Annotated in this window: 21 protein-coding genes; 11 read left to right on the top strand and 10 right to left on the bottom strand. The window is 74.8% G+C overall.

The genetic code is table 11. The features are described from left to right. Positions 1-496: 496 nt before the first annotated feature. Positions 497-1,039, bottom strand: a complete 543-nt coding sequence (locus tag ACFYVL_RS20595) for a MepB family protein (protein ID WP_389246747.1) — start codon at positions 1,037-1,039, stop codon at positions 497-499. Positions 1,040-1,248: 209 nt separating this feature from the next. Between ACFYVL_RS20595 and ACFYVL_RS20590 the strand changes: the two genes are divergently transcribed. Beyond that, the gene (locus ACFYVL_RS20590) at positions 1,249-2,121 is read left to right on the top strand and encodes a helix-turn-helix domain-containing protein (RefSeq protein WP_389246745.1); all 873 of its coding nucleotides are present in this window, start codon (positions 1,249-1,251) and stop codon (positions 2,119-2,121) included. A 109-nt stretch (positions 2,122-2,230) separates the two neighbouring features. Here the strand turns inward: ACFYVL_RS20590 and ACFYVL_RS20585 are convergent, their stop codons facing one another. Together ACFYVL_RS20585 and ACFYVL_RS20580 are read right to left on the bottom strand one after the other, a co-directional pair. Next, on the bottom strand, positions 2,231-2,887 hold the full coding sequence (locus ACFYVL_RS20585) for a DUF4232 domain-containing protein (protein ID WP_389246743.1): 657 nt from the start codon (positions 2,885-2,887) through the stop codon (positions 2,231-2,233). Between the two features lie 171 nt (positions 2,888-3,058). Further along, entirely contained in the window at positions 3,059-3,799 is a 741-nt protein-coding gene (locus ACFYVL_RS20580) for a DNA-binding response regulator (protein WP_389246741.1), read from the bottom strand. A 67-nt stretch (positions 3,800-3,866) separates the two neighbouring features. Here ACFYVL_RS20580 and ACFYVL_RS20575 point away from each other — a divergent pair, with 67 nt between their 5' ends. From ACFYVL_RS20575 to ACFYVL_RS20560, 4 genes are all read left to right on the top strand, one after another. Next, entirely contained in the window at positions 3,867-4,715 is an 849-nt protein-coding gene (locus ACFYVL_RS20575) for an oxidoreductase (protein WP_389246739.1), read from the top strand. Positions 4,716-5,011: 296 nt separating this feature from the next. Further along, positions 5,012-5,836: a DUF3626 domain-containing protein gene (locus ACFYVL_RS20570; protein WP_389246737.1), complete on the top strand. Its 825-nt coding sequence runs from the start codon at positions 5,012-5,014 to the stop codon at positions 5,834-5,836. Between the two features lie 62 nt (positions 5,837-5,898). Then, positions 5,899-6,249, top strand: a complete 351-nt coding sequence (locus tag ACFYVL_RS20565) for a hypothetical protein (RefSeq protein WP_389246735.1) — start codon at positions 5,899-5,901, stop codon at positions 6,247-6,249. Between the two features lie 3 nt (positions 6,250-6,252). Further along, positions 6,253-6,567, top strand: coding sequence for a hypothetical protein (locus ACFYVL_RS20560; protein WP_389246733.1), 315 nt, complete (start codon positions 6,253-6,255; stop codon positions 6,565-6,567). Between the two features lie 224 nt (positions 6,568-6,791). Here the strand turns inward: ACFYVL_RS20560 and ACFYVL_RS20555 are convergent, their stop codons facing one another. From ACFYVL_RS20555 to ACFYVL_RS20545, 3 genes are all read right to left on the bottom strand, one after another. After that, positions 6,792-8,057 (bottom strand): MDR family MFS transporter, encoded by a 1,266-nt coding sequence (locus ACFYVL_RS20555; protein ID WP_389246730.1) that lies wholly within the window; start codon positions 8,055-8,057, stop codon positions 6,792-6,794. Further along, positions 8,054-9,334 (bottom strand): pyridoxal-phosphate dependent enzyme, encoded by a 1,281-nt coding sequence (locus tag ACFYVL_RS20550; protein ID WP_389246728.1) that lies wholly within the window; start codon positions 9,332-9,334, stop codon positions 8,054-8,056. The genes ACFYVL_RS20555 and ACFYVL_RS20550 overlap by 4 nt, the downstream gene beginning before the upstream one ends. Before the next feature lie 107 nt (positions 9,335-9,441). Beyond that, a complete protein-coding gene (locus tag ACFYVL_RS20545; protein WP_389246726.1) occupies positions 9,442-9,927 on the bottom strand; it encodes a hypothetical protein in 486 nt (161 codons plus the stop codon). 519 nt (positions 9,928-10,446) lie between these two features. Here ACFYVL_RS20545 and ACFYVL_RS20540 point away from each other — a divergent pair. Then, positions 10,447-11,037 carry a LuxR C-terminal-related transcriptional regulator gene (locus tag ACFYVL_RS20540; protein ID WP_389246724.1) on the top strand — a complete coding sequence of 197 codons (591 nt, stop codon included), beginning with the start codon at positions 10,447-10,449 and terminating at the stop codon, positions 11,035-11,037. Positions 11,038-11,111: 74 nt separating this feature from the next. Here the strand turns inward: ACFYVL_RS20540 and ACFYVL_RS20535 are convergent, their stop codons facing one another. The 4 genes from ACFYVL_RS20535 to lanKC form a co-directional block, all read right to left on the bottom strand. Beyond that, entirely contained in the window at positions 11,112-13,187 is a 2,076-nt protein-coding gene (locus ACFYVL_RS20535) for an ATP-binding cassette domain-containing protein (RefSeq protein ID WP_389246722.1), read from the bottom strand. Positions 13,188-13,627: 440 nt separating this feature from the next. Further along, positions 13,628-15,412: an ATP-binding cassette domain-containing protein gene (locus ACFYVL_RS20530; protein WP_389246720.1), complete on the bottom strand. Its 1,785-nt coding sequence runs from the start codon at positions 15,410-15,412 to the stop codon at positions 13,628-13,630. A gap of 99 nt (positions 15,413-15,511) precedes the next feature. Continuing rightward, on the bottom strand, positions 15,512-15,640 hold the full coding sequence (locus ACFYVL_RS20525; RefSeq protein WP_389246718.1) for a SapB/AmfS family lanthipeptide: 129 nt from the start codon (positions 15,638-15,640) through the stop codon (positions 15,512-15,514). A gap of 1 nt (position 15,641) precedes the next feature. Next, complete coding sequence (gene lanKC / locus ACFYVL_RS20520; RefSeq protein WP_389246716.1) at positions 15,642-18,374, bottom strand: class III lanthionine synthetase LanKC; 2,733 nt, start codon at positions 18,372-18,374, stop codon at positions 15,642-15,644. Between the two features lie 500 nt (positions 18,375-18,874). Between lanKC and ACFYVL_RS20515 the strand changes: the two genes are divergently transcribed. The 5 genes from ACFYVL_RS20515 to ACFYVL_RS20495 all read left to right on the top strand — a co-directional run bounded on the left by ACFYVL_RS20515 (position 18,875) and on the right by ACFYVL_RS20495 (position 24,214). Next, positions 18,875-19,480 carry an RNA polymerase sigma factor gene (locus tag ACFYVL_RS20515; protein ID WP_389246714.1) on the top strand — a complete coding sequence of 202 codons (606 nt, stop codon included), beginning with the start codon at positions 18,875-18,877 and terminating at the stop codon, positions 19,478-19,480. Next, positions 19,480-20,697 (top strand): maleylpyruvate isomerase family mycothiol-dependent enzyme, encoded by a 1,218-nt coding sequence (locus tag ACFYVL_RS20510; protein WP_389246712.1) that lies wholly within the window; start codon positions 19,480-19,482, stop codon positions 20,695-20,697. Before ACFYVL_RS20515 ends, ACFYVL_RS20510 begins: the two co-directional genes overlap by 1 nt. Before the next feature lie 216 nt (positions 20,698-20,913). Continuing rightward, the gene (locus ACFYVL_RS20505; protein WP_389246710.1) at positions 20,914-21,159 is read left to right on the top strand and encodes a DUF6479 family protein; all 246 of its coding nucleotides are present in this window, start codon (positions 20,914-20,916) and stop codon (positions 21,157-21,159) included. Between the two features lie 390 nt (positions 21,160-21,549). Further along, entirely contained in the window at positions 21,550-22,851 is a 1,302-nt protein-coding gene (locus ACFYVL_RS20500; protein ID WP_389246708.1) for an MFS transporter, read from the top strand. A gap of 10 nt (positions 22,852-22,861) precedes the next feature. Further along, positions 22,862-24,214 (top strand): non-ribosomal peptide synthetase, encoded by a 1,353-nt coding sequence (locus tag ACFYVL_RS20495; protein WP_389246706.1) that lies wholly within the window; start codon positions 22,862-22,864, stop codon positions 24,212-24,214. Positions 24,215-24,442 lie beyond the last annotated feature (228 nt).

Genomic DNA, 24,442 nt, shown 5'->3' with positions numbered 1-24,442 from the left:
TCCCACCCGATCCCCGTGTACGAACGGCCGCGCCAACGGCACAGGTCAGAGCCGCTGCTTGGTGCTTTGGAGTGAACCTGCGCACCGTTGATCTGAACGGGCAGCCGGGGCGGGGCCGGTCCGGGTGGGCGGCTACGGCACGGCCCGTCCGGGTGGGTAGCCGGGACAAGGCCCGTCCGGGTGGGCCGCCGGGGCGTGGCTGATCTGAGCAGGCGGCCGGGTTACGACTGATTCGAGCACGCGGCCGGATCACCGCTGATCCGAGCAGGGCGTCGGATCGCGGGGGCCGCGCACCCGTGAGTGCCCATCGAGTGCCCACCGCCGATGGATGACTTCCGCTCGCCCGTGACCGCCGCTCGTCGTCGCGTGGTTTCGTCGGAGAGTCCCGCTCGTCGACGACTGCCGTACGTGGACGACTGCCGCTGCCCCTGCACGCCTGGGCTTGCTGGTGTCTGCGGGACTCCAGGTGCCTGGAGCGCACGGACGTCTCCCCCTGTTACGCGCCGTACAGAGACGCGGCTCGTCCCAGGTCCACAGCCGTCCCGTCCTCCCCGAGACGCAGGAAGTGGTTCACCTGCCACTCCTGCGTGCCGGCCGCCTGTCGGCTCGTCGGGGTCACCCATGGCGGGTAGACGCGGAACCCCCGCTTCCCGCCGGTGCCGGCTCGGGAGACGATGCCGCGGCGGCACAGCACCTCGCGCGGGAAGACGAACTGGCCGAACCGGCCGTCGTCCCGGCCGCCGACGTCCCGGCTGCTGATGACGAAGAGGTCGACCTTGTCGTCCACGTCGAAGGGCCGGATCGGGCCCGCCGTGGACCGCTGCCACACGGTCACGAACTGGCCGGCCTTCGTCGGCGTGGTCTTCGCCACGCGGAACCTGACCGACCGCCCGTCGAGCGTGAAGCCGTACGCCGCGTACTCCGCGCTCTCCGGTTCGGGCACCGGCCGGGAGCAGGCGAATCCGCTCGGGCCGTACACGTACCGCTGCGCGGCCAGCAGGTCGTCGTGCACCCCTGACCAGGGATGATTCTTCGTCATCGGCCCATCCTGACATCCGGACATCCGGCGTCCCCCTGCGGATGCCGTCCGCAGGGCCGCCGTCGCAGTCGCCATCGCAGTCGCAGTCGCAGTCGCAGTCGCAGTCGCTCGTACGGAACGCCACGTTCGAGTCCGCCAGCCTCGTGGGCGCGGGCCGGTGGGCCGGACCTCCGGGGAACACCACTTGCACCCCGGCTGTTGCAGCGGGCATGACGACCCGCACCGTGGACCATCCTCCGCACGCCGCGAACCCGGCCCGCACCGTGGACTCCACGCAGGAGATGGCCGCGTTCCTGAGGGCGCGGCGCGAACGCCTGGACCCGCACGACTTCGGGCTGCCTCCTCGGTCCCGGGCCCGGCGGACCTCGGGGCTGCGCCGCGAGGAGGTCGCCGAGCTGGCCGGGGTGAGCGTCGACTACGTCGTACGTCTGGAACAGGGGCGCGGGCTGCGGCCTTCGGTGAACGTGCTGGAGGCGTTGGCCCGAGCGCTGCGGCTGACCCCCGACGAGCGCGGCTACCTCTTCAACCTGGCCCAGCAGCGCCCCCGCGACGCCGAGCAGCCCGCCACCAGCGCGCCGCCCGCCCTGGCCGAGCTGGTCGCCGCCCTGTCGCCGCAGCCCGCCATGCTGATGAACCACCGTTACGACATCCTGGCCTGGAACGGCGAAATGGCCCGGCTGCTGCTGGACTTCGACACCCTGCCCCCGTCGCAGCGCAACGTGATGTGGCTGTGCCTGCTGCATCCGGGGACGCGCGAGCTCTACGAGGACCGCGAGCAGGTCGTACGGGAGGGGGTCGCCCATCTGCGTGCCGCGTGGGCCGCACATCCGCAGGACCGGGAGCTGGCCGCCCGGATCGCCGAATTCACCGCACTGGACGCGGACTTCGCCCGCTGGTGGGCCGAGCGGGACATCAAGGTGAACGGCCGTGGAACCAAGGTGCTGCGGCACCCGGAGATCGGTGTGGTCACGGTGCGGTTCGAGGTGCTCGCGCCGCTCCAGGACCCGGACCAGCTGCTGGTGATCCACCGTGCGGCGGACGACGCGAGCCGGCTGGCACTGGAGCGGCTGCGCACGCGGTGACCACACCGGCCTCCGGGTACGCGGAGACGGTGACGAAGCCGGGCGCGGCCCGGGGCGCGGGGGTGTCTCTCCCGCACGCACCGGGCCGCTCGTCGCCCCGGGCTGCCGGTCAGCTGCCCGCGCCGCCCTGGCCCGCGCTGCCCATCGGGCCGATCTTGACCGGCGAGCCGGAGCCGTCGGTGACCGGCAGCGTGGCGGCACCGGGCCACTTCAGGGTGACCGGGTTCGTCTCGTCCGGCGGCGTCACGACCAGGCCGGTGATGCGGACGCCGGAGCCGCCCGACTTGTTCTCGGGGTAGTGGATGCCGAAGGCCGTCATCTCACCGTTCTTGAGGATGGCCGGTACGACCGGCTCCCCGCTGCGCTTCGCGGACAGCGCGCCCTGGTTCGTCTTCAGGTCGACGCCCGCGTACCCGGAGATCGCGCAGTCCTTGCCGCTGGTGTTCCGCAGCTCGACCGCGACGGTGTTCTCGCCGTCGCCGTCGATGGTGGCGTCGGTCGCCGTGATCTTCAGGCCGTTCGTACGGCACTTCTCGACCTTGTTGCCGTCCTTTGAACCGGCCGGGGCGCCCGAGCCCTGCTCGGCGGAACCCTTGTCGCCGCCGCCGTCGGACGCGGCGGGCGGGGTGGCGGCCTTGTCGTCCGCGGCGGCCGAGGGCGCGCTCGGCGCCGCGTTCCCGTCCGTGTCCTGACACGCCGTCATGAGGAGCGTGCCGCCCACGAGGGCTACGGAGACGAGGAAGGCCTTGCGACGGCTGGCAGACATGGAGAACCCCTAGAGAATCCAGTGGCGGGAACCGGAGCTGCTGCGGCTCCCGGTGCTTGCCCGATCACTATGGAGGGCCCGTGAGCTGCCTGGATACGGGCGTCGCCGGAACACGACACCGTTGTCACAGACCGGTGACATGATCACAGAAGTGCACCGGCGGCATGAAGTTCAGCGGGGCAGGCCCAACTCCCCCGCGCGCAGCCCCGCCTGGAAGCGGGAGTCCGCTTCCAGGTCGGCCATCAGCTCGGCCACCCGCCGCCGGTAGGTGCGCAGCGAGACACCGAGCCGCCTGGCCGCCGACGCGTCGGTGAGGCCCGAGCCCAGTGCGCGGAGGATCCTGCGGCCGTCGGCGTCCAGGTGCGGGACGTCGCCGCGCAGATACGTCTCCAGGTCGACGGCGGTGTCCCAGACCGCCTCGTACAGCGAACGGACTCCGTCCACGAGGACCGCTGACGTGGTCACGGTGTACTCGCGGCCGGTGGGTGTCTCCCGGCCGGCCAGGATCATCACCCGCCGGTCGATGAGGATCGTCTCGTGCGGCAGCGGCGAACGGCTGATCCGTACGAGAGCGCCCCGGCTCCGCACCTCCCGCAGATGCGCGCGGGCGTCCTCGTCGGCGAGCGCCACCGGGCTGAGCAGCTTGCGGGGTACGAGGCCGACGGAACCCGCGGCGCCGGGGCCGACGTCGGGTGCGCCGGCGGAGTCCCGAGAGGTGTTCTCGGCAGGCGGGAAGTCCGGGGCCGCCGCCCGCACCCGGTTCCGGATCGCTGCCCGCGCGCCCGGCTGCGACCACGTCCGCAGATCCCGGGCCGCGCACAGGAACTCGGTCCGTGCGGACTCGAAGAGATGGCCCGCGCGTGCGATCAGCTCCGCGTCTCCCCGTACCGAGAACACCTCTTCGTTCCGCATCCCGCCAGTCTGGCAGCAAGATGTCACGGACTCGCCGGGTGCCGTGGCGGCGGACAGCATGAACGGCATGACCACCCAGACCTTCTCCCTCGGCGGAGAACTGACGATCAACCGGCTCGGCTTCGGCGCGATGCGCCTGGCGATGGGCACCTTCGCGGGTCCGGCACGGGACCCGGCGACGGGCCGCGCGGTGCTCCGCCGGGCCGTGGAGCTGGGCGTGAACCACATCGACACGGCCGGGTTCTACGGCAGGGACGCGGTGTGGGCCAACGAGCTGATCCGTACGGCGTTGGCCCCGTACGGCGAAGACCTGGTGATCGCGACGAAGGTGGGGCCGCTGCCGGGCCCGGACGGCGTTCCGAGCGGGCAGGCGACGGCCGGTCAGCTGCGCGGCCTGGTCGAGGAGGAGCTGCGCTCGCTGGGGCTCGACCGGCTGGACCTGGTGTATCTGCGGGTGGGCGGGATGACCGGGCCGGGCGGCGAGTCGGTCGCGGAACGGTTCGCGGTCCTGGCCGGGCTCCGCGAGGAGGGGCTGATCCGCCATCTGGGGGTGAGCAACGTCGACTCCGCCCAGTTGGCGGAGGCCCGTCGGACCGCTCCTGTCGCGGCGGTGCAGAACCGGCACGGCGGGGACGCGGACCTGCTGGCGGAGTGCGAGCGGGCGGGCATGGCGTACGTGCCGTACTTCCCTCTCGGCGGCGGTGTCGACGGCGACTCCTCCGCCCGGGAACGGCTGGGCGCAGTCGCGGCCCGGCTAGGCGCGAGCCGCGCGCAGGTCGCGCTCGCCGCGCTGCTGGCCCGGTCGCCGTCGGTGCTGGCGATCCCGGGCACCGGGTCGCTCGCCCACCTGGAGGAGAACCTCGCTGCGGGTGAACTCGTGCTGAGCAAGGAGGACTTGTCGGAGGTGTGGGGCTGAGGGGAAGGTGCCCCCCGGGGGGGGGGCGGTCGGCGGTGGGGGTGGGGCAGTTGGGGTGGGGCCTGGCCGGGCTGCGTGTTCGCCCCCGGGGACCCGGCGTCGTAACGTGCGGAAACAAACGTGCGTCGGTTGATCGGCTCGGGGACACTGCGCGCATGAGCGCAGATCCCGATGTTGTTTCAAATGCCTTTTCAGCAGCCGATTCCGGTGGCGGTGCTGGTGCCGGTTCCAGTGCCCTGTCGACGCCGCAGGAGCGGGCCCTGGCGCATGTCGCCGGGCTCGCTTCCGGGGCGCCCATGGATCCGCGGCTCCGGGTGACGCTCAACTTCCATCCGGACCGGTTGACCGGCGGCAGGCCGATCCTCGACGCTCTCGCGGAGGGCGGTGTCTACCTCTCGCAGTTCGTCACCGGCACGAGCAACGGCGGTCTGACCGCCCACCCGGGCGGCGACCGGTGGCGGTGGGAGAGCCGGATCTTCAACGGCGCCTACGACCACGCCCCGGCCCACGACCGGCCGGTGTACGGGGCTTTGAACTTCCGCCACAGGGCGGTCGGCGCGGCGCCGCGGTTCGGTTCCGCGCACTTCCGGCTGACGGCCGATGCGCTGGCGCGGACCACGTTCTGCTATCCGGACAGCTTCCTGGAGCCGACGGACTTCGGCACCGCGGACCTGATGGGGCTCATCGAACTCGCCCTGGCCGACGAGCAGGACGCCCTCGACGACTACGTCGAGGCGCAGGTGCACGGTCCGGTCCGGCTGGACCGGGACGTGGAGGCGCTCGTACTGGACCCCAGCTACCGCGGCACGGCCGTCGAGGAGGCCGCCGCCCGGCTGCCGTGCCCGCTGGAATGGCACCACGGGTTCGCCCTCACCGTCCGTGAACTGTCCCGCCACCCCGACTACCGGGGCCAGGAGTTCGTCGACCTGGGCGCGCGGCTGGCCGTCGGCGGCAGGCTGGATCCGCGGCTGGTCGGCGTGGCGGCCGGCACCGGTCGCCACGACCCGCAGGCGGTCAAGAAGGTGTGGCACTGCCTGGCACGTTTCGGCGGGCCCGCCGGGCCCACGGACGCGGGGGCCCCGCAGGTCACAGGGGTCACGGCCGCCGGAGCCAGGTCCTGAAGGACCTCCCGGTGCGGGCGGGTGCCCCCGCGACGGCTCCCCCGGACCGTACGCTCGTGCCCATGGATGTGCTCATACCGTTCCTGATCATGACCGGCTGCTTCGGTGCGGTGCTGGGACTCTTCGCGTGGCTGGCGGTGCTGGTGCGCCGCCGGGGCCTCGCGGGCGGGGCGATGAGCGGGGCCCTGGCCTCCTACGAGGAGGCGTTCCGCGTCACCTCCCACGAAGCCCACGTGGAGGTCCGGGCCCAGGCAGAACGCAAGGCTCCGCTCCTCTCCCCGGACGACCACTGGGGCACTGGCCCCCTGTGTACCGGCGCGGCCGGTGCGCGGGGCCGTCGGCCGGTGCGGCGCCCCGGCCGCTCGCGTCGGGGGCTGGGCCGATGGGTCGAGCGGCTGAGGGCGGGGCGCTGACCGGTGAACACGGTGCTGACCGTCGTAGCGGTGCTCGCCGCGCTCGCCGCCGCCGGCTTCCTCGCGGACCGGGTGCTGCTGGCCATGGAGTCGCGGGGCTGGATCTACTGGCGCAGAACCAAGAGCCTGTCGTCGATCGGTTCCGACTTCGTCCAGGAGGTCGCCCCCGGCTCCCAGGCCACCAAGCGGGCCATGGAACAGGAACGCGTACGCAAGAACGTCCGCCCCGCCGCGGACCCGCCCCTCCGGGTGGACCTGGACGCCGGCACCGTACGCATCAGGGCACGGGGCGAGGAGTCCGGACGGGGCGACGGCTGAGCCCTTGCCGGGCCGCAGGACGGGGCGCGGGACGGGGCGGGCGACGTCGCCCCCTTGCCGGGCCGACCGGACGGAGCGACGGCCGACCCCTCGGCGGGCCCCGGACAGAGCGACGGCCACACCCTCGGCGGGCCCCGGACGGAGCTGACGGCCACACCCTCGGCGGGTGCACCTCACAGGGGCGGCCGTCAGCTCCGTGTTCCCTTCTCTTCAGCCGCGTTCCATCAGCCCGCCAGCACCGCCCCCTCCCTCTTCCCCGGTTCCAGGCGGCCCGTTCGGTGGAGCCAGGCCACCAGGGCCGCGCAGGTCAGGCCCGTCGCGGCCAGCGATGCCCAGGGCAGCCAGGCGGAGCCGGTGTCGAAGAGGGCGCCCACGGCGAGGTTGCCGACGGAGATGGCGATGCCGGAGGCCGTGTTGTAGGCGCCGTAGTACGTGGCCACGAGCCGGTCGCCCGCCAGGCGCACCACGGTGTCCATCTCGAACGGGTAGAGCAGCGCGCCTCCCCAGGCCAGCAGTGCCGCGCAGGCGGTCAGCGAGAGGACGCCGAGCACCAGGCCCGTGCTGCCGTCCGCGGCCGGGCGTACCAGCAGCGGCAGGAACGCCGCGCCCATCAGGGCCAGTCCGCAGGCGATGGCGCGGGCTCCCGGCATCGTCCGCTGGGCCCACGCCGTCAGTTTCAGCTGGCCTGAGAGGGCGGCCACCGCCGAGACCGCGAAGATCGCCCCGGTGACCGCTCCGGTGCGGTCGCCGAAGAGTTCGCGGGCACGCAGTGGCAGTGCCAGGTAGATCTGGAAGGCCAGGACGTACGAGCCGGTCATCGCGGCGGCGAAGAGCAGGAACGGCCGGTTCGCGGCGACGGTCCGCCAGTCCCTGGCCACCGCGCGCCAGGCGGGTTCCGCGGTGCGGTCGCGCGGCGGGCGGGCCGGCAGGGCGCGCCACTGGAGCACGGCGAGCGCGCCGAAGACCACGGCCGCGCTGCCGCACACCGCCCTGAAGTCCCAGGCCAGCAGGGCGAGTCCGACCAGCGGGCCGACCAGGATGCCCGCCTGGTAGAAGACGTTGAAGGTCGCGAACGCCGCGACCCGCCGCTCCTCGCCCGCGTCCGCCGCGAGGTAGGCCCGTACGGCCGGATTGAACAGCGCCCCGGCGAGCCCGGTCGCCGCCGAGGCCGCGATCAGGGCGGGCAGCGAGTCGACGACGCCGAGCAGGGCGAACGCGACCGTGCGCAGGACGCAGCCCGCAAGGATCATCGGCTTGCAGCCGTAGCGGTCGGCCAGGGTGCCGCCGATCAGGAACATGCCCTGCTGGGAGAGGTTGCGTACGCCCAGGACCAGGCCGACCGTCCAGGCGGCGAGGCCGAGGCCGTGCGCGAGGTGGTCGGCGAGGTAGGGCATCAGCATGTAGAAGCCGAGGTTGATGGCGAACTGATTGACCATCAGGAGTCGGGCGGGCCGGTCGAAGGACGCCACCTGGGCGCGGAAATTCCTCATCGGGCGGCCCGCTGCGCGAGGCCGTCACCGAGGGCGGCCGGGTTACCGGCGGGCCGCGCGCCCGTGTCGGCCGCGGCGGCCGTGTCCGCCGTGTCTGCCGTGTCCGCCGTGTCTGCCGTGTCCGCCGTGTCTGCCGTGTCCGCCGTGTCGGCCGTGTCCGCCGTCCGGCCCAGTGGGTCCCGTACCTTGTCGCAGCGCGTCCAGGAGGTGACCGCGTACGCGTCCGGTTCGGCGATCTCGGCCGGTTCGGCGGGCGGCCGGTCGCCGAACAGGTCGTGGCCGTGGCACCAGGCGTCGTTGTAGACGGTCTCCAGGTAGCGGTGCGGGCCGTCCGGGAAGACCGCGGCGACCCGGGTGCCCGGCGGGAAGGCGCGGGCCGCCCAGCCCGCGACGAGGGCCACCGCGCCCACGCTCCAGCCGCCCGACGCGTAGTGGCGGCGGGCCAGTTGGCGGCAGGCCCACACCGCTTCGCGCGGGGCGACCCAGTGCACCTGGTCGAAGGCGGCGTAGTCGACGTTCGTGGGGTGGATGCTGGAGCCCAGACCGCGCATCAGCCGGGTCCCCACGGGCTGGCCGAAGATGGCCGAGCCGACCGAGTCGACGCCGATGAGCCGCAGTCCGGGGAAGGTCTCGCGCAGCACCCGTGCGGTGCCCGCCGAGTGACCGCCGGTGCCGACCGCCGCGACGAGGACGTCCACCCGGCCGAGCTGGGCGATCAGCTCGGCGGCGAGGGGTGCGTACGCGGCGGCGTTGTCGGGGTTGTGGTACTGGTCGGGGCAGTACGTGCCGGGGGTGCGGGCGACCAGTTCGGCGACCCGGTCGCGGCGGGCCTGCTGCCAGCCGCCCTCCGGGTGCGCGGTCGTGACCTGCTCGACCTGGGCCCCGTAGGCGGTGAGCAGCCGCACCATCGCGGGTTCCATCCCCGGGTCGGAGACGACCGTCACCGGGTGCCCGTACGTCAGTCCGGCCAGGGCGAGACCGAGGCCGAGGGTACCGCTGGACGACTCGACGACGGGTACTCCGGCGGCGAGTTCGCCCCTGCGGCGGGCCTCGCCGACCATGTGCAGGCCGGGGCGGTCCTTGATGCCGCCGGGGTTGGCGCCCTCCAGTTTGGCGTGGAAGCCGAGGCCGGCCGGGGCGAACGGTTCACCGATCCACAGCACCGGTGTGTTGCCGACCAGCTGGGCGGGGCGCTGGGCGCAGAACGGGGCCGGGGCGAGGGCCCCCGCGGGTGCGGGCGGGAGGGTGAACGAGGTTTCGAGCAGGGAGAGTTCCATGGGGCGTACGCTCCTTCGCGCCCGCGCAGCGCACTGCGGGGCGAGGTAGGCCGAGTATCCGGGTACAGGTGGCGCGCGGGCACATCGGACCGATGTGCCGGGCCGCGCTACTGACGCCAGACGCAGAGGAGCGAACGGCCGGAGGGGTTGACCGGGGCGGAGTGCCGAGGGGACGGATCGTACGACCCGGGGGTGACCGACTCCCCCGCCGGGAGGGCCGATTCGGCCAGTGGCGGGGCGTCGGGGTCCGGGGTGTCGCGTACGTCCGGGCCAGCCGCGCGGGGGCGGTCGGCCGGGTGCTCGATGTGGCCCTCGCCCGTGGAGTGGTGGTGGGCGGGGGGCGCGGTCCCGGTGGGGTGGAACGGGCCGGGGGCCGGCCGGGGCGCGTATCCCGGGGCCGGTGCCGGTGCCGCGTTCGCTCGCGCGGGTTCCGTGTCCGCCTGCGCGGCCTGCTGGTTCGGGCCCGGCGGCCGGAAGGGTGCCGGGTCCGCGTCCGCGCTCCGGGCACAGACGGCGGCGGCGAGTTCGAGGTGGCTGCCGCCGGGGGCCGTGGCGTGCACCGTGCCCGCGAGATGGGCGAGTACGAGAACCACGAGAGCGACCAGGGAAGCGGCACGGCCCCCTCGCCCACGAGGGGCGGTGGGGCCACGACGCTGTCCGATCATCCGCACACCGTACTCGATCGACTACACGGGGTCACATCTGAGTGTGTACGTGTCTGTGTGCCTACGCGCCTACGTGTCTCTGTGTCACGCCGCCGCGGCGCGGCGGGCGCGCTCAGCGGTTCCGGTCGCCCCCTCGGAGAACCCGGTCCGCGATGGCCGCGGCCTGCTCGGGGTGGCGCGCAGGCCCCGTACGGGCCTGTTCCCGGCGGCGCCGGGGCCACCGGTTCGAGGTCGTCCGCGGCTGCGCCGGCGCCTCCGGCGACGGCCCCTCGAACATCTGCTCACGGCGCACGGTGGCGCACATCGGCGTTTCTCGTGCCCCTTGTGCTTCCCGAGTGCTTCCCGGGAGGGGAGAAGCCGCGTTCCTCGGCGCGCTCTCCGGGAACTGGAGCTGCGGCGCCCCTCCGGCGCCACACCCGTCGCCGCGCCACCGTGAAGGAGAACGGCATGATTCGCGTGCAAGTCACCTGCTCCGCAGGACTGTTCAGTTCCGCCCTGGCCGCACTGCTGCGGACGGAAGGGGGTTTCGACGTGACGTGCTCGCCCGCGGACACGCGCGCCTCGGGGACCTGTCCTTCGCACGTGCGGGTCAGCGACGCGGAGGAACTCGCCCCGCTGCCGGGCGGCGGCCGGCCCGCCGTCGACACGTCCGACGGGACCCGATTACTCGTCCTGGCCGCCGCCCACCGGCCCGGCGTGCTCAGACGCGCCTTCGAAGCGGGCGCGCTCGGCTACGTGGACCGGCAGGGCCCGCCCAGCAGCCTGGTGGAGGGGATCCGCACGGTGGCCCGGGGCGAGCGCTACGTCGACGTGTCGCTGGCGGTCGGTCTGCTGCACGCGACCGAGGTCCCGCTCACGCCGAGGGAGTTGAGCGTGCTGTCCATAGCGGCCCAGGGGGCGTGCGTGACGGAGATAGCGCACGTCCTCCACCTCTCCCGGGGCACCGTACGGAACTACCTGGCGGCGGCTGTCCGCAAGGTGGGCGCCCGCAACCGGGTGGACGCGATACGGATCGCCAGGAGCGCGGGCTGGATGTGACGGGCTGCGGGGCCCCGCCGCGACGTTCATGGCGGGGCCCTCCGGTCCACTCGCGGCACGGCCCGCGTGGACGCTCACGGCACGGCGGGGACGCCGTCGTCGCGGGCGTCCTCCCCGTTCCCGGTGCCCCAGTGACCGGTCAGGTCGCGGTACAGCGGGGAGGACGCCAGCAGTTCCGGGTGGGTGCCGGTCCGCGCGCTGGTTCCGTCCAGTACCAGGATCCGGTCCGCGCGCAGGGCTGAGGACATCCGGTGCGCCACCACCACCAGCGCTCCCGGCCGGGCGGCCAGGGCCAGTTCGGCCCGCTCCTCGGCCGCCGGGTCCAGGTGGCAGGTGGCCTCGTCCAGCAGGAGCAGCGGGGCGGGCGCCAGATGCGCGCGGGCGAGGGCCAGCAGCTGCCGTTCCCCCTGCGAGAGCCGGTCGGGCACGAGGAGGGCCCGCAGTCCGCCGAGGCGGGCGAGCAGCGGGGCGAGTCCGAGTGCGTCGACCGTCGCGGCGACCTCGGCGGCACTGGCGTCCGGGTGGAGGTGGGTGAGGTTCTCGCGGACGGAGGCGGTGAAGACGTACGCCTGCTGGGGGACGACCGCGCGCAGCCGGGCGAGTTCGGCGGCGCTCCGCCCTGCGGGGGATTCGCCCGCGAGGAGTACGGCACCCCGGGTGGGCGGGAGCAACCCGGCGAGGACGTGGGTGAGGGTCGACTTGCCGATGCCGCTGGGCCCGACGACGGCGAGGTGCTCCCCGTCCGCGAGAACCAGGTCGAGACCGTCCAGGACGGGGCGCGCACCGGGCCCGTGGGCGAAGGTGACGGCACGGAGTTCGGCTGCGGGAGGTGTGCGGCGGGGGGCGGGAGCAGCTGGGCAGGGTGGGGTGGCCGGGGTGCGTGGAAAGGTCCGTTGCGGCGGGGCGGTTCGGCTGGGAGGGGTGGCCCCGTCGGGCGTAAAGGACCCCTTTCGCGCGGGGGTTCGGCCGGGCGGGGTGGTCCCGTCGGGCACAGAGGGCCCCTGTGGGGCGGGAGTTCGGCTGAGTGGAGTGGCCCTGTCGGACGTAAAGGGCCGCTGTGGTGCGGGAGATCGGCCGGGTGGAGTGGTCCTGGTGGGTGGAAGGGGCCGGTCCTGGGCGGGGGGTTCGTCCGGTGTCGGGGTGGGGTGCGGTCGGGGGGTGCGTGGGGGCGTCGTGGGCGCGCTTCGTTCCCCGGGGGTTTCCGTGAAGCGGTCGAGTACCACCAGCAGGCGGGTGCCCGCCGCGCCCAAAGCGGTCATCAGCGCGTGCAGCGCGGGCAGCAGTGACTGCACGAGGTACGCCAGCGCGCCCGTCAGCGCACCGGCCGTCAGGCCCCGGTCCAGTAGCCACGGTGTCCCCAGGAGCAGCAGCAACGGGGGGAGCTGGCCTGCCACCCCCAGCGCCAGGGTGCGCAGGGCCGTCCAGCGGGCAAGTGCGTACGAGGCCCGGCGTGCGTGCTGCGCGGCTTCGGCGGCGCGTGCGGCGACCTCGTGGCGGACCCCGCAGGCCGCCACGTCGCGCAGTCCCTCGCCCGCGCTCCTGACCCGTTCGGTGAAGTCCTCGTCCGCGTCCAGGAAGGCCCGCTGGGCGGCGGCCATCGGGCGGAGCGTCGCGGCGAACAGGGCCAGGCCGAGGAGCAGCGGCGGCAGCGCGATCAGCAGCAGTTCCGGTGCCAGCGCCAGCATTCCGGCCAGTGCGCCCACCGCCGTGAACACGAACGACCGCACCGTGAGCACCAGCCCCGCGAAACTGTCCCGGGCGATCTCGGTCTGGTGGGTGAGGCGCGAGACCGCGCTCCCGGACGCTCCCTGCCGCCTCCCGGTGGCCTCCCCGCGCTCCTCCCCCGTGGCCCGCCGCAGTGCCTGGTCGACGGCCCGCCGCACCAGTCCGTCCCTGAACGGCTCGACCAGCGCCGCGAGCTGGGCGAACACACCGCGTGCCACCGGCCCGCCCGCGAGCACCGCCAGCGCGGCCACCGCAAGCCAGGCCGTTCCCGCACCCGCCCGCCCGGCCAGGAACCCCCGGTCCAGTGCCTGGGCCAGGCAGTAGCCGCCCAGGAACGTCTGGCCCGCCTCCGCGAGCGACCAGCCGCCCAGCCGGACCAGTGCGCCGCGGTGCCTGCCGAGGAACCGGAAACCCTCCCGCCGCATCGCCCGGCGCGAGCGCCGGGGGTCGGTGCGGGGCGGCAGACCGGCGCCCGGCGGGGCCGCCGCACCTGCGGCCCCGGCCCTCCGCCCCGCCGCTCCGGCCGCTGGCCATGCCGTTCCGGCCGTCCCGTCCGCCCGCCCCGCCGGTCCGGCCGCAGGCCCTGGCGTCCCATCCGCCCGCCCCGCCGGTCCGGGCGCTGGCCCTGCTGCCCCGTCCGCCCGCCCAGCCGTTCCCGCCGCCCGCCCTGCCGTTCCAGCCGCAGGCCCTGCCGTTCCGGTCGCGCGACCCGTCTCCCCGGCCGTCGAGCGGGGCACCTCGCTCCTCCCCAGGACCAGTCCGGCCGTCCGCCGGAGCAGGCCGGTCGGCCTCCGGAGCCGGCCGGTCGTCCGCCAGGGCCGTCCGGTCGTCCGCCGGAGCCCTCCGGTCGTCCTGCGGAATCCGTTCATGTCCCGCCCCCCGCCGCGAAGACCTCCCGGTAGGCCCGCTGTTCCCACAGGCGGTGGTGCGTTCCCACGCCCCGTACCCGTCCCTCCTCCAGCCACACCACGACGTCGGCCCGCGCGGCCGAGGACAGGCGGTGGGCGACGACCAGCCGGGTGCGGGGGCCGAGGTCCCGGGCCAGGGCCTCCTGCACCCGGCGCTCCGTCGCCGTGTCCAGGCTCGACGTCGCGTCGTCCAGTACGAGCAGCCGCCCGGCGTGCGCGAACGCCCGTGCCAGGCCGAGCCGTTGCAGCTCGCCGCCCGAGAGCGGGGCCTCGTCGGGCGGGGTGTCGTATCCCTGCGGCAGCCGGGCCACGAAGCCGTCGGCGTCGGCGGACACGGCGGCCTCGCGCACCTGCCGGGGCGAAGCCGTCCGCGCGCCCGACGCGAGGGCCGCGCCCAGCGAGTCGCCGAGGAGCGCGGGGCGTTCGAAGGCGTACCCGACCTGCTGCCGCAGCTCCCCCTCGGACAGTTCGGGCAGCGGTACGCCGTCCAGGAGCACGCTCCCCTCGTCCGGGTCGCACAGCCGCCCCGCGACCGCCGCCAGCGACGACTTGCCCGCCCCCGACCTGCCGACCACGGCCGTGGTGGTGCCGCCCGGCAGCACCAGGTCCACCCCGTCGAGGACGCGTGCGCCGTCGTGGGTCAGGGCCACGCCGCGCAGTTCGAGCGTGCCGGGAGCGGGGGTGCGGGCGGCGGGCGGCAGACGCCGTGCCCCGTACGGCAGTTCCGGGAGCGACAGCAGCTCGGCCGTCCGGCGGGCCGCCGTACGGCTCCGTACGAGAGTCCCCAGGAGGCCGGCCAGCGTGCCGAGCCCGGCGGCGAGCGCCGCGTAGCGGGAGGCGGCGAGGAGTTCGCCCACGCTCGTACGGCCCGCCACCACGCCGAACCCGCCGACCGCCACCACGGCCGTCGTCAGCAGCGGCAGCAGCACCCCGCTGCGGGCCACCGCGCGGCCGTGCACCTGCCACATGCGGAAGCCGTGGGCGGACAGTTCGGGCAGCGGGGCGAGGATCCGGGCGCGGTCACGGGCCAGCGTGCCCGCCGCGGCGATGCTGCGGGCGCCTGCCAGCGCCTCGGCGAGCCGTGCCGCGAGCGCGGACTGCACCTGCTGGTAGCGGGCAACGCTGTCGGACGACCCCGCGGCGAACGCCCGCAGCACCAGCAGGAGCAGCGGCAGCCCCGCCACGAACGCCACCGCGCACCACACGTCCACCAGGGCCAGTGCCACCAGCGCCCCGGCGGGGGCGAACAGCGCGGCGGCCAGTGCCGCGGCGGTCCCGGGCGCGGCTCCGGCCTCGGTCGCGTTCGCGGCGAGCCGGGTCGCGGCGTCGCCCGGCGAGAAGCGGGCGGCGGCGGTCCGGGGCGGCGCCGCCAGCAGCCGGGACACGCCGCGCGTGCGCAGCCATGCCGTCGCCCCGGCCTGTGCGGTGCCGGCGCACAGCGCCTCCGCGGCCTCCAGCAGGATCTCCGCGGCCACCAGGACGGCGCACAGCGCCAGCCAGCGTCCGGCCGCCGGATCGCGGGCCAGCAGCAGATCGAGAGCGCGCCCCAGGGCTGCGGGCAGGGCAACGGCCGCCCCGGCTCCGAGCGCGGACGCGGCGAACACTCCCGCCGCACGCCAGGTGCCGCGCCGGGCCACTGCGATCAGCAGGCGGTCACCGGGGTCGGCGGGGCGGGGCCCGCGGGGATCGTCAGGCCGCTTCTGTCCCGTCGGGCGGGCGGGGCCTGCGGGGATCGGCCGCACACGCACTCCCTTCCCTCCCTCGCTCCTGCCGAGGGCCCCGCACGGAGAAGTCCCGTGCGGGGCCCGGCCGGCAGGCTTCGGTGCCGTGCCCGGCGAACGTCAGTGACAGGTGGTGACGCTCAGGCTGCTGTCGCCGCAGAGCAGCAGGCTGGCGCGGCTGCCCGTCTCGACGTCGCCGAACGCCTCTTCCTTGGGGGTCTCCATCGACTGGAGGTCAAGAACGCTCATGTCAATTCCTCTCTTGGGGGACGGTGTCTTTCTGTACGGCCCCGGTGCGGGGCCGGTTCTCGGGCCGCCGGAGCGGCGGCAGGAAGGGCAGCTGCGCGGCGGGCCGGGGGCCTTCGTCGCACGCGGCCGCCAGGGCCAGCAGGCAACCGGCGGAACCGGTCGCGAGGTCCATGGAAAGGCGCATCATCTGCTCGCCGGGGAAGGCGAGTTGCCCTTGGTAGGGGACGGCGTGCCGGGCCAGCGCGTCGACCTGCCTGCGTACGTCGGCGGGTCGGGTTCCGGGGCCGCCCGCGGTGGTGCGGCTCAGGTGCAGCACCATGCCCGCGGCGCCCCTGAACAGTCCGGGCTGCGCGTAGAAGGTCGCCTGCGCCGCGGCCACGATCTCCCGCCGGGCGCGGGTGAACGCGTCGGCGTCGTCCCCGGCGTCAGGGCCGGGCCGGTGCGCGGCGTAGTCGTCGAGCACCGCCCCGATGCCGACGCTGCCCGCACCGAGGTAGGGCATGGTGCGCCACCCCTCGTTCACCTGGAGGGCGCCTCCCGCGCCGCGTACGCAGCGCGCCAGGTCGCGGCGGAGCGCGTCGGCGGCGAGGTCGAGCAGCGCGGTGTCCCCGGAGCGTTCGTACAGGCGCAGGAAGAGGAGGGCGGGGCCGCTGTGGCCGTGCAGGAGGCCGGCCCTGGCGGGCTCCTGCCGGGGCCTTGCCGCCAGGTCCGCGCAGCGCAGTGCGGCCCGGTGCAGGGCCTGCTCACCGGTCGAGGCGCCGAGCGCGTCGAGGGCGAGGCCGAGTCCGGCGAGGCCGCTGTACAGGTCGGGCGCGAGGTCCTCCCAGGGCTGGGCGAGGGCGAGTTCGGCGAGTTCCAGGGCGCGGGCGCGGTGGCCGAGCAGGTCCAGGGTCCAGGCGAGTCCGGCGAGTCCGTCGTAGAAGCCGAGCGGTGTGCCGGAGTCGGGTTCCTTGGTGCGGGCGAGCAGCCATTCCTCGCCGGGCTCGTAGCGCCCGGCGCCGCTGGCGTGCAGTGCGTACAGGACGCCCGCCGTCCCGTGGCCGAAGCTCTGTCCGCCGCCCGTCGTGGCGAACTGGGCGATGTCGCCGGGGAAGCAGCGGTCCTCGCGGCCGGGTGTGGCGGCACCGAGGATCGCGCGGACCAGCGAGTCACGGCTGCGCGGCCAGTCGCCGGGGTGGACGGGGAGGTAGGGGGCCGGCGGCCGGCTTTCGCGCGGGGGCGGAGCGGACACCGCCGTCGCACGGCGGGCGGGCCTGGCAGCACCTTGCGCGTCCGGCGCCGGATCCGGGCCTCCGTCCGCGTCCGGGGCCGGGCCCCCGCCCGGGTCCCGCAGGATCTCCGCCACCGCCTCCGCCAGGAAGTCCTCCGGGACCGGGAACTCTTCCGCCGCGACCTGTGCCAGATGCACGGCCTTCTCGCGGTCCAGGGCGAGGAGGCTCGTCAGGGGGACGAAGAGGGACAGCCGCAGACAGGCGAGCGCGTAGCGGTCGACGTCGAGGCCGCGCCGGTCGGCGGGGGCGACGAACGCCGGGTTGGCGACGGTCTGACGGCGGTTGTCTGCGGCGGGGGCTGCGGCCTCGAAGTCCAGCAGCACGACCCTCGACTCGTCCTCCGCGACCATCACGTTGAACAGGTGCAGGTCGTTGAAGACGAGGCCGCGCCCGTGCACGGCGGCCACCGCCTCCTCGACCAGGGCGTGGATGCGCAGCGCCCACCGGGTGTACGCGGCGAGCCGCTCGGGTGCGGGGTCCGCCTCGATCAGCGGGTGGCGGCGCGCGAAGAAGGAGTTGAGGGGACTGCCCTCGATGAACTCCATGACCAGGAAGTGGTGCTCGCCCAGGACGAAGCTGTCCAGCACCTCGGGGGTGCAGCCCAGTCCCGACAGCCGCTCCAGGGCCTGCTGTTCGCGCTTCAGCCGGGTCACCGCGTCCGCGCCGTCGGCCGCCAGCCCCGCGTGCGGCCTGGCCTCCTTCAGGACGACCTTCGCCCCGCTCCGGGTGTCGCGGCCGACGTACACCCCGCCGCCGTTGGAGAAGTGCAGTGCCTTCTCGATCTCGTACGGGATGTCCGTGACGCTCGCCGAGGACCGTGCGTCGAGGTGGGGCCGCAGCCACTCGGGGACGCTCACCCAGTCCGGGGTGCGGAAGGCGGGGCCGCGCACGTCCGGCACCAGGACGCCGTCCGGGTTCTCCAGCGCGGGGCACAGTTCGCCGCGCTCGTCGTAGCAGTGCCGCCGGGTGAAGCTGCCGTACCGGAGGTGGACGGGGCCCGCGCCCCAGCGCAGGTCGCTGAGGACGTACGGTCCCGGCTCACCGGCCAGCAGCGCGTCGAGGCCGGTCGCGACGGTGCGGCACTGTTCCTCGTCCGCCGGGTAGACGGTGACGAACTTGCCGCTGGCGCTGCGGTCGGCGTACTTGGCGTTGCGGGTGTGCAGCAGGTACCGGCTCGGTACGAACTTGAAGGCGATGCCGCGCGGTACGCAGTACCCCATGACCCGCTCCAGCACCGCCTCGGCGTTGTCGAGGCAGGCCGACACGTGGATCTTCCAGCCCTGTGCGGGAAGCCGGGCCGCGACCGGACGCAGGGCGAGCCAGTCGCCGGTGCGGTGCCGCTGCCAGCCCTCGGGCACCGGGAGGCGGGCCGCCGCGTACAGCTGCTCCTGGGTGGCCACCCGGTGGGGCGCGTCGTAGAAGTGCCGGTCCGCGTCGCAGAACACGGCGTACCCCTTGTTCACCCGCACTCCCTCGCCTTCGTGTTCGGCCTCGTCCCGTTGACGGACCGAGAGTTTCACGGGGCGGGAGGGGCCGGACAGTCACAACTGTCACCATCCACCCGTGCGGAACGCACAGGTAACAAGGGCGGACGGCGTGCGCGGAGGACGGCGCGGGCGGCGGGGCGGGCCGGAGGTGCAGGCGCCGTGGGAACGGCCCCGGCGGGCGCCGGGTGGTACGGCGCCGCCCCGAACGGAACGGTCCTCGTTCGGGGCGGGCCCGCTGAGGGGGCAAGCGCGCCCGAGGGGGGTGGGCGTCCAGCCCGTCCGGAGGTCGTGGGGCAGCGGGATGTCATGGGGCATTCGTGCGCGGGCCCGATCCGGATGCGGCCCGGATGCGGCCCGGGGGAAATTCGGCGGGAAGGCCGGGCCGGGACCGGATGCGGAATCTCGGCTTTCGTTCGGTGCCGCCTCCGTGAGGGGCTGGCGCGCGGGGCGGCGGTGCGCTACGAAAGTCAGACGAGGTGGTGCCCGTGGACGCGACAGCCAGCAGCGTGCCGGTCGAGGCCGATCTTCACCAACGGCTCGTGTACGGAGACGAGTCCGCGCTGACCGAGGCCTACCACGCCTTCGGCGGCCTGGTGCGGCACGTCGCGCTGCGTGTGACCTGCTCGGGCACGGCGGCCGACGACGTGTCGCAGGAGGTCTTCACCCACCTGTGGAGCCGCCCGTACGCCTACGACCCCCGCCGGGGTTCGCTGCGCACCTGGCTGAGCATGCTCGCGCACCGGCGGGCGGTTGACTGGCTGCGGGCCGAGGCGCGGCACCGGAAGGCGCAGCACGCGGACGCGGACGTGTGGGAGAACCTGCCCGCGCCGGGTCCCGGCCCGGCCGAGACGGCGGTCGCCACCGAGTCCTCGCTGCGGCTGCACGCCGCCCTGGCCGAACTCCCGCCCCTGCAGCGCGAAGCGGTGCACCTGGCGTACTTCGCGGGGCGGACGTACCGTCAGGTCGCCGCCGAACTGGGCATTCCCGAGGGCACCGCGAAGGGCCGGCTGCGGGCCGCCCTGCGCACCCTGGCGGGAAGTCTCGCCGAACTGCCCGACACGGCCGTGGAGAGGGGCTTGTGATGCCGGCCGAACACGACGAGGTACGGGACCTGCTCGGCGCCTGGGCGTTCGGGGCGGTCCTGCCGGACGAGGCGGCCCGGGTGCGGCGCCACCTGGGAAGCTGCGACGCGTGCGCGGCGGAGGCGGCCGAACTGCGCGAGGCGGTACGGCTGCTGGACGGCGAGGGCGTGCCCGCCGGTGCTGCCGGCCGGCCGGATGCGGGCGCGCTCTCCGGCGCCGGGCCGGGCGGACCGGAGGGCCGGAGCGGGACCGAGGACCGGAGCGGAACCGAGGACCGGACCGCACCGGAGAGCCTGGGCAGGACCGAGGGTCCGGGCGGAGCCGAGGGCCGGACCGTGCCGGACCGGGGGGCCGTGCCGGGAGGTCGTGCGGGCGCCGGGGCGGTGGTGTCGGCCGCGCTGCGCGAGCGTCCCGCCGTCCGGGAGGTGGCCGCGCACGCCGCGCCGTACGCCGCCGCCGTCAGCGCACTCGACGCGCTGCTGCGCGAGGTGGCGGCACGGGGCAGCTGGGCCGTGCCGGTCGTCCACGACTGGGACGTGCACGGCACCGTCGCCCATCTGACCGCCGCCGACGAGTCCCTGGCGCTCCGGCTCGGCCTTCCCGCGCGGGTGCCGGGCGGGTGGCTGTCGCGGAGCGCCGACTGGCGCACCGGCTGGGCGGCGCGCACCGGCGAGGTCGTCGCCCACGCGAAGGAGCAGCCTCCGGCGCGGACGGCGGAGCTCTGGCGTGCCCAGGCACGGGCGCTGCTGAGCACCCCGGCCGCCCGCGACACGGTGGCGGCAAGCGGTACGACGACGCTGATGGGGCTGCGGATGCCGTTGGCCGACCACTTCCTGGTCCGGGCCTTCGAGACCTGGATCCACACCGCGGACATCGGCCGGGCGCTGGACGTTCCGGTGCCGGTTCCGCCCGATCGGCACCTGACCCGGCTGGTCCGGCTGGCCGCGCACATCCTGGGCCTGGCGGTCGGGGACAGCGCGACGCCGGTCCTGCTGCGGGTCGAAGCAGGACCGGGTACGGGCCTGGGTGCCGGGGAGTGGGTGCTGGGCACGACGGAGAACGGGGCCGCCGTGGCCGAACTCGTCCTGGATCCGGTCGACTTCTGCCTCCTGATCGGCGGCCGGTACGCCCCGGAGCGGGTGCCGCGGACCACGAGGGGCGATGCCGGCGCCGCCGCGGCGGTCCTGGACCGGGCCGCCTCACTGGCCTGGCTCTGAAGCGGCGGGGGCACTCGGCGCGGACCCCGGCCGGGCCCCTGCGCACGCCGGTCGCGACCCGCCCGGCGGCCCCGCTGCGCCGGTCGTCTCCGCGGCCGAAAGCCGTCGGCCCCGAATGGAGCGGGGTGCGTCCCGGACAGGGGACCCGGGTGCGCCATCCGAGGGGCAGTGGCCGTCGAGCGGTACCGGGGGCCGTCCGGGTGGTAGGCCCACGGGGTGACCATTCCGAGCAGTGAAGTCCTCAGCCCACTCGCCGTCGAGGGATCCTCCGTGCTCTGGATCCTGGTGATCGGCCTTCTCATCGCCGTCGTCCTGCTCATCGCGTTCTGGTACGGCAGCCGGCGCAACACCCGGCATGTGGCGAACCTGCCCACCACTCCGCAGCGGGGTGCGGACTCCTGGCAGTCGGCGGACGAGTCGCTGCACCCGCACGAGGGCGACGACGACGGCCGCACCCGCTGATCGCCGTCCGCGGGAGCGGGTGCCCGGTACGCCGACGCACCCACCCATCTCCAGCGAACGGCCCGAAACGCCACACACGGTGGCGGGTTCGGTCAACTCGGGACGCGGATGGGGGCGTTGGGGTTCCCAGATCGGCTTAAGCTCCGTATGGAGTGACTATTTTCGGACATACGTGCGCGTGGCTGGCCTGGGAGACTCGCGAGCCGTGCCGGACTCCGCCAGGAACGGCCCCGGAGCCCTCACCCCAGGGCTGTCCATAGGTGCAGTTCATCTGCCGGTCGCCCATATCTGCCACAAAATTTGCGGAAGTTGGGCCCGAGAGCCGGATATTCGACTGGAAGTCTCCCTTTTGTTTTGACTCTTGATCTTCGCTTGGTGATGGTCGTCGGCATGCCCACCTCGCCAAGTGCCGCTTCCGGCGGCCTGCTTCGCCTGCGTGACTTCCGCCTGCTGCTCGCAGGCGCGGCGGCCGGACAGGTCGGCGCCCAAGTCACCCTGGTCGCCCTGCCGCTCGTCGCCGTACTCGAACTGAAGGCGCCCGCCTTCCAGGTGGGGCTGCTCACCGCCGCGGAGACCGCCGCCTTCCTGCTCATCGGGCTGCCGGCCGGCGCCTGGGTGGACCGGATGCGCAAGCGGGCCCTGATGATCAGGGCCGACCTGGTGCGGGCCGCCGCGATGGCGAGCGTGCCGCTGGCCGCGGTCGGCGGCGTACTGACGATGGCGCAGCTGTACGTGGTGGCCCTGGTCACCGGGATCGCCACGGTCTTCTTCGACGTGGCGCACCAGAGCTATCTGCCCCAGCTGCTCCCCAGGGAACAGCTGGTGGCGGGCAACGGCGCACTGGAGACGGTCCGTTCGTCCGCCCAGGTGGCGGGCCCCGGGCTCGGCGGCGGGCTGGTCCAGCTCGTCGGGGCGCACCTCGCGATCGTGGCCGACGCGATCGGCTACGCGATCTCGGCGCTGTTCCTGATGGCGATACGCAATCCGGAGAGCAAACCGGAACCGGTGCCCGGGGCGTCGCTGCGCAAGGACGTCGGGGAAGGGCTGCGGTTCGTCTTCGGCCATCCCCTGCTGCGGGTCATCGCGGGCGCGACCGGACTGGCGAACCTGTTCAGCGCGATGCTGATGGCGACCCAGACGGTGTTCCTCGTGCGGGTGCTCGGCATCCAGCCCGGTGTCCTCGGGCTGATGCTGGCCGCCTCGGCGGTGGGCGGTCTCGCCGGTGCGCTCTGCGCGGGACGGCTGGCCGCACGGTTCGGGCAGGCGCGGCTCATCTGGCTGTCCCCGCTGGTGACGGGGCCGTTCGCGGTGCTGTGGCCGCTGGCCGGCAAGGGCATGGCGGCGGCGCTGTTCGCCGTCGCGTCCGGCATGGTCTTCTTCGGCGCGGTCGTCTACAACGTCGCCCAGGTGAGCTTCCGTCAGATGCTGTGCCCGCCGCGCCTGCTGGGCCGGATGAACGCCACCCTGCGGTTCATGATGTGGGGCACCCTGCCCCTGGGCGCCCTGATCGGCGGAGCCGTCGCGGACGGACTCGGCGCACGGGCCGCCCTGTGGGTGTGCGCGGCCGGCTTCCTCCTCGTACCGCTGCCGCTGCTCCTCTCCCCGCTGAGAACGATGCGGGACCTGCCGGCCACCGCGCCCGAGGACGAGCCCCACGACAAGCCCGCGGCGAAGTCCGCCGCCAACGACTGAAGAGGATCACGTGCACTCCAGCATCACTGGTCAGTATCTGACCCGCTATCAGCGTCTCACCGCCGAGGAGGGCAACGGTGCGGGCGGCCACGGGGCAGGGCTGCTGCCCGTCACCGGGGCGCAGCGCCGCTTCGTCCTGGTGCGCGCCATGGACCCGGCCGGCCGCCCGGACACCGTGCCGATGTTCTTCGCGTTCCCGCGCGGCACCGTGGACACCGCACGGCTGCGTGCCGCCGCCTGTCACCTCGCCGCGGTCCATCCCGCGCTCCGTTCGCAGGCGTTCGTCGTACGGGGCACCCCCGTGCTGCGGCACGCGGCGCCCGAGATACCCGTCGAGCGGGTCGGCTGTGCCCCGGGCGAGGACGTGCACGACGCGCTGCGCCGGGCGGTGGGCGCCTGGTCCGCCGACGGGCCGCCGCTGCGGCTGTTCCTCGCCCGGCAGGAGCACGGCAGCGGCACGGGGCGGACGGGTGAGGGCCACGAGGACGGGGCGGAGGAAGTGCTCGCCATCGTGCTCGACCACGCCGCCTGCGACGGGCAGTCGCTGGCCCGCATCGTCGAGGAACTGGGCACCGCCTACCGGGACCGGCTCGGTCCCGACGACGCGGCGCCCGCCGACGTCGCCGCCGAACTCGCCGCCTACCGCGAGGCCGTGCTGCTGCAGCTGGACGCCGAGCACCGGGCCTCCTCGCCCGACGCGCTGGCGTACTGGGGCGAGCGGCTGCGGGACGTGGGCGAGCGGGCGCCGAAGCCCGCCGCGCGAAGCGCCGACACCACCGCGCTCCCGACCGGCGCCGCCGAACTGACGCTTCCCGCGGACCAGTTGGCGATGCCGTTCGCCACGCTGCTCGACGCGTGCCGGGCCGCCGCACAGGTGCTGTACGGGACGGGGCACGTACCGCCGATCGGCTACCCGTGGGGCGGCCGGCCGGCCGCCGCCGCGCCCGTGCTCGGCTGCTTCCTCAACACGGTGGCCTTCCCCGCCGCCACCCACGGCCCGCGGCCGGCCCCCGAGCTGACGGCCACCCAGTGGTGGGACGACCTGGACCGGGCCGACACACCGTTCGACGAGGTCGTACGGGCCGCGCGCGCGGCGGGCTCCCGCTGGTCGGGGCAGCTGGACGGGCTGCTGACCGTGGACGACGCGCGGCGCAGGCCGGTGCTCGGGCTGGGCGGCACCACCGGCCGCGAGGTGCACGTCGACGGCCGCGCCGTCCGGGCCCCCTTCGCGGTGTCGGTCGTCCAGGGACCCGAGACGCAGCTGCGGATGGTGTGGGACCGCGCGGTGCTCGACGACGCCGCCGCCCGGGACGCGTTCGCCGCGCTGTGCGGCGAGCTGCGGACCGCACAGCCCGTCGGCTGACCCGGCCCGCTCGCCGGCCGCCGCACCACCGCGCGCTCCCGCGCCCCCGGCCCGCGGGCCGGCCCCAACCCTCACTTCCGGCACCTCCCGGCCCGCGGGCCGGGCCGGCCGCACCCTTCCACCACCTCACGGCCCGGTGGCGGCCCGCGCGATCCGCGGGCCGGCCGGGGCACCGCCGGGCGGCGGGCACGACCGTACCCCCGCCCTCTCCTTTCACCCTCCGACCCG

Origin of the sequence: Streptomyces sp. NPDC004111, assembly GCF_042874215.1 — a bacterium.
Lineage (GTDB): Bacteria > Actinomycetota > Actinomycetes > Streptomycetales > Streptomycetaceae > Streptomyces.
This window is presented reverse-complemented; position numbering and strand designations above follow the sequence as displayed.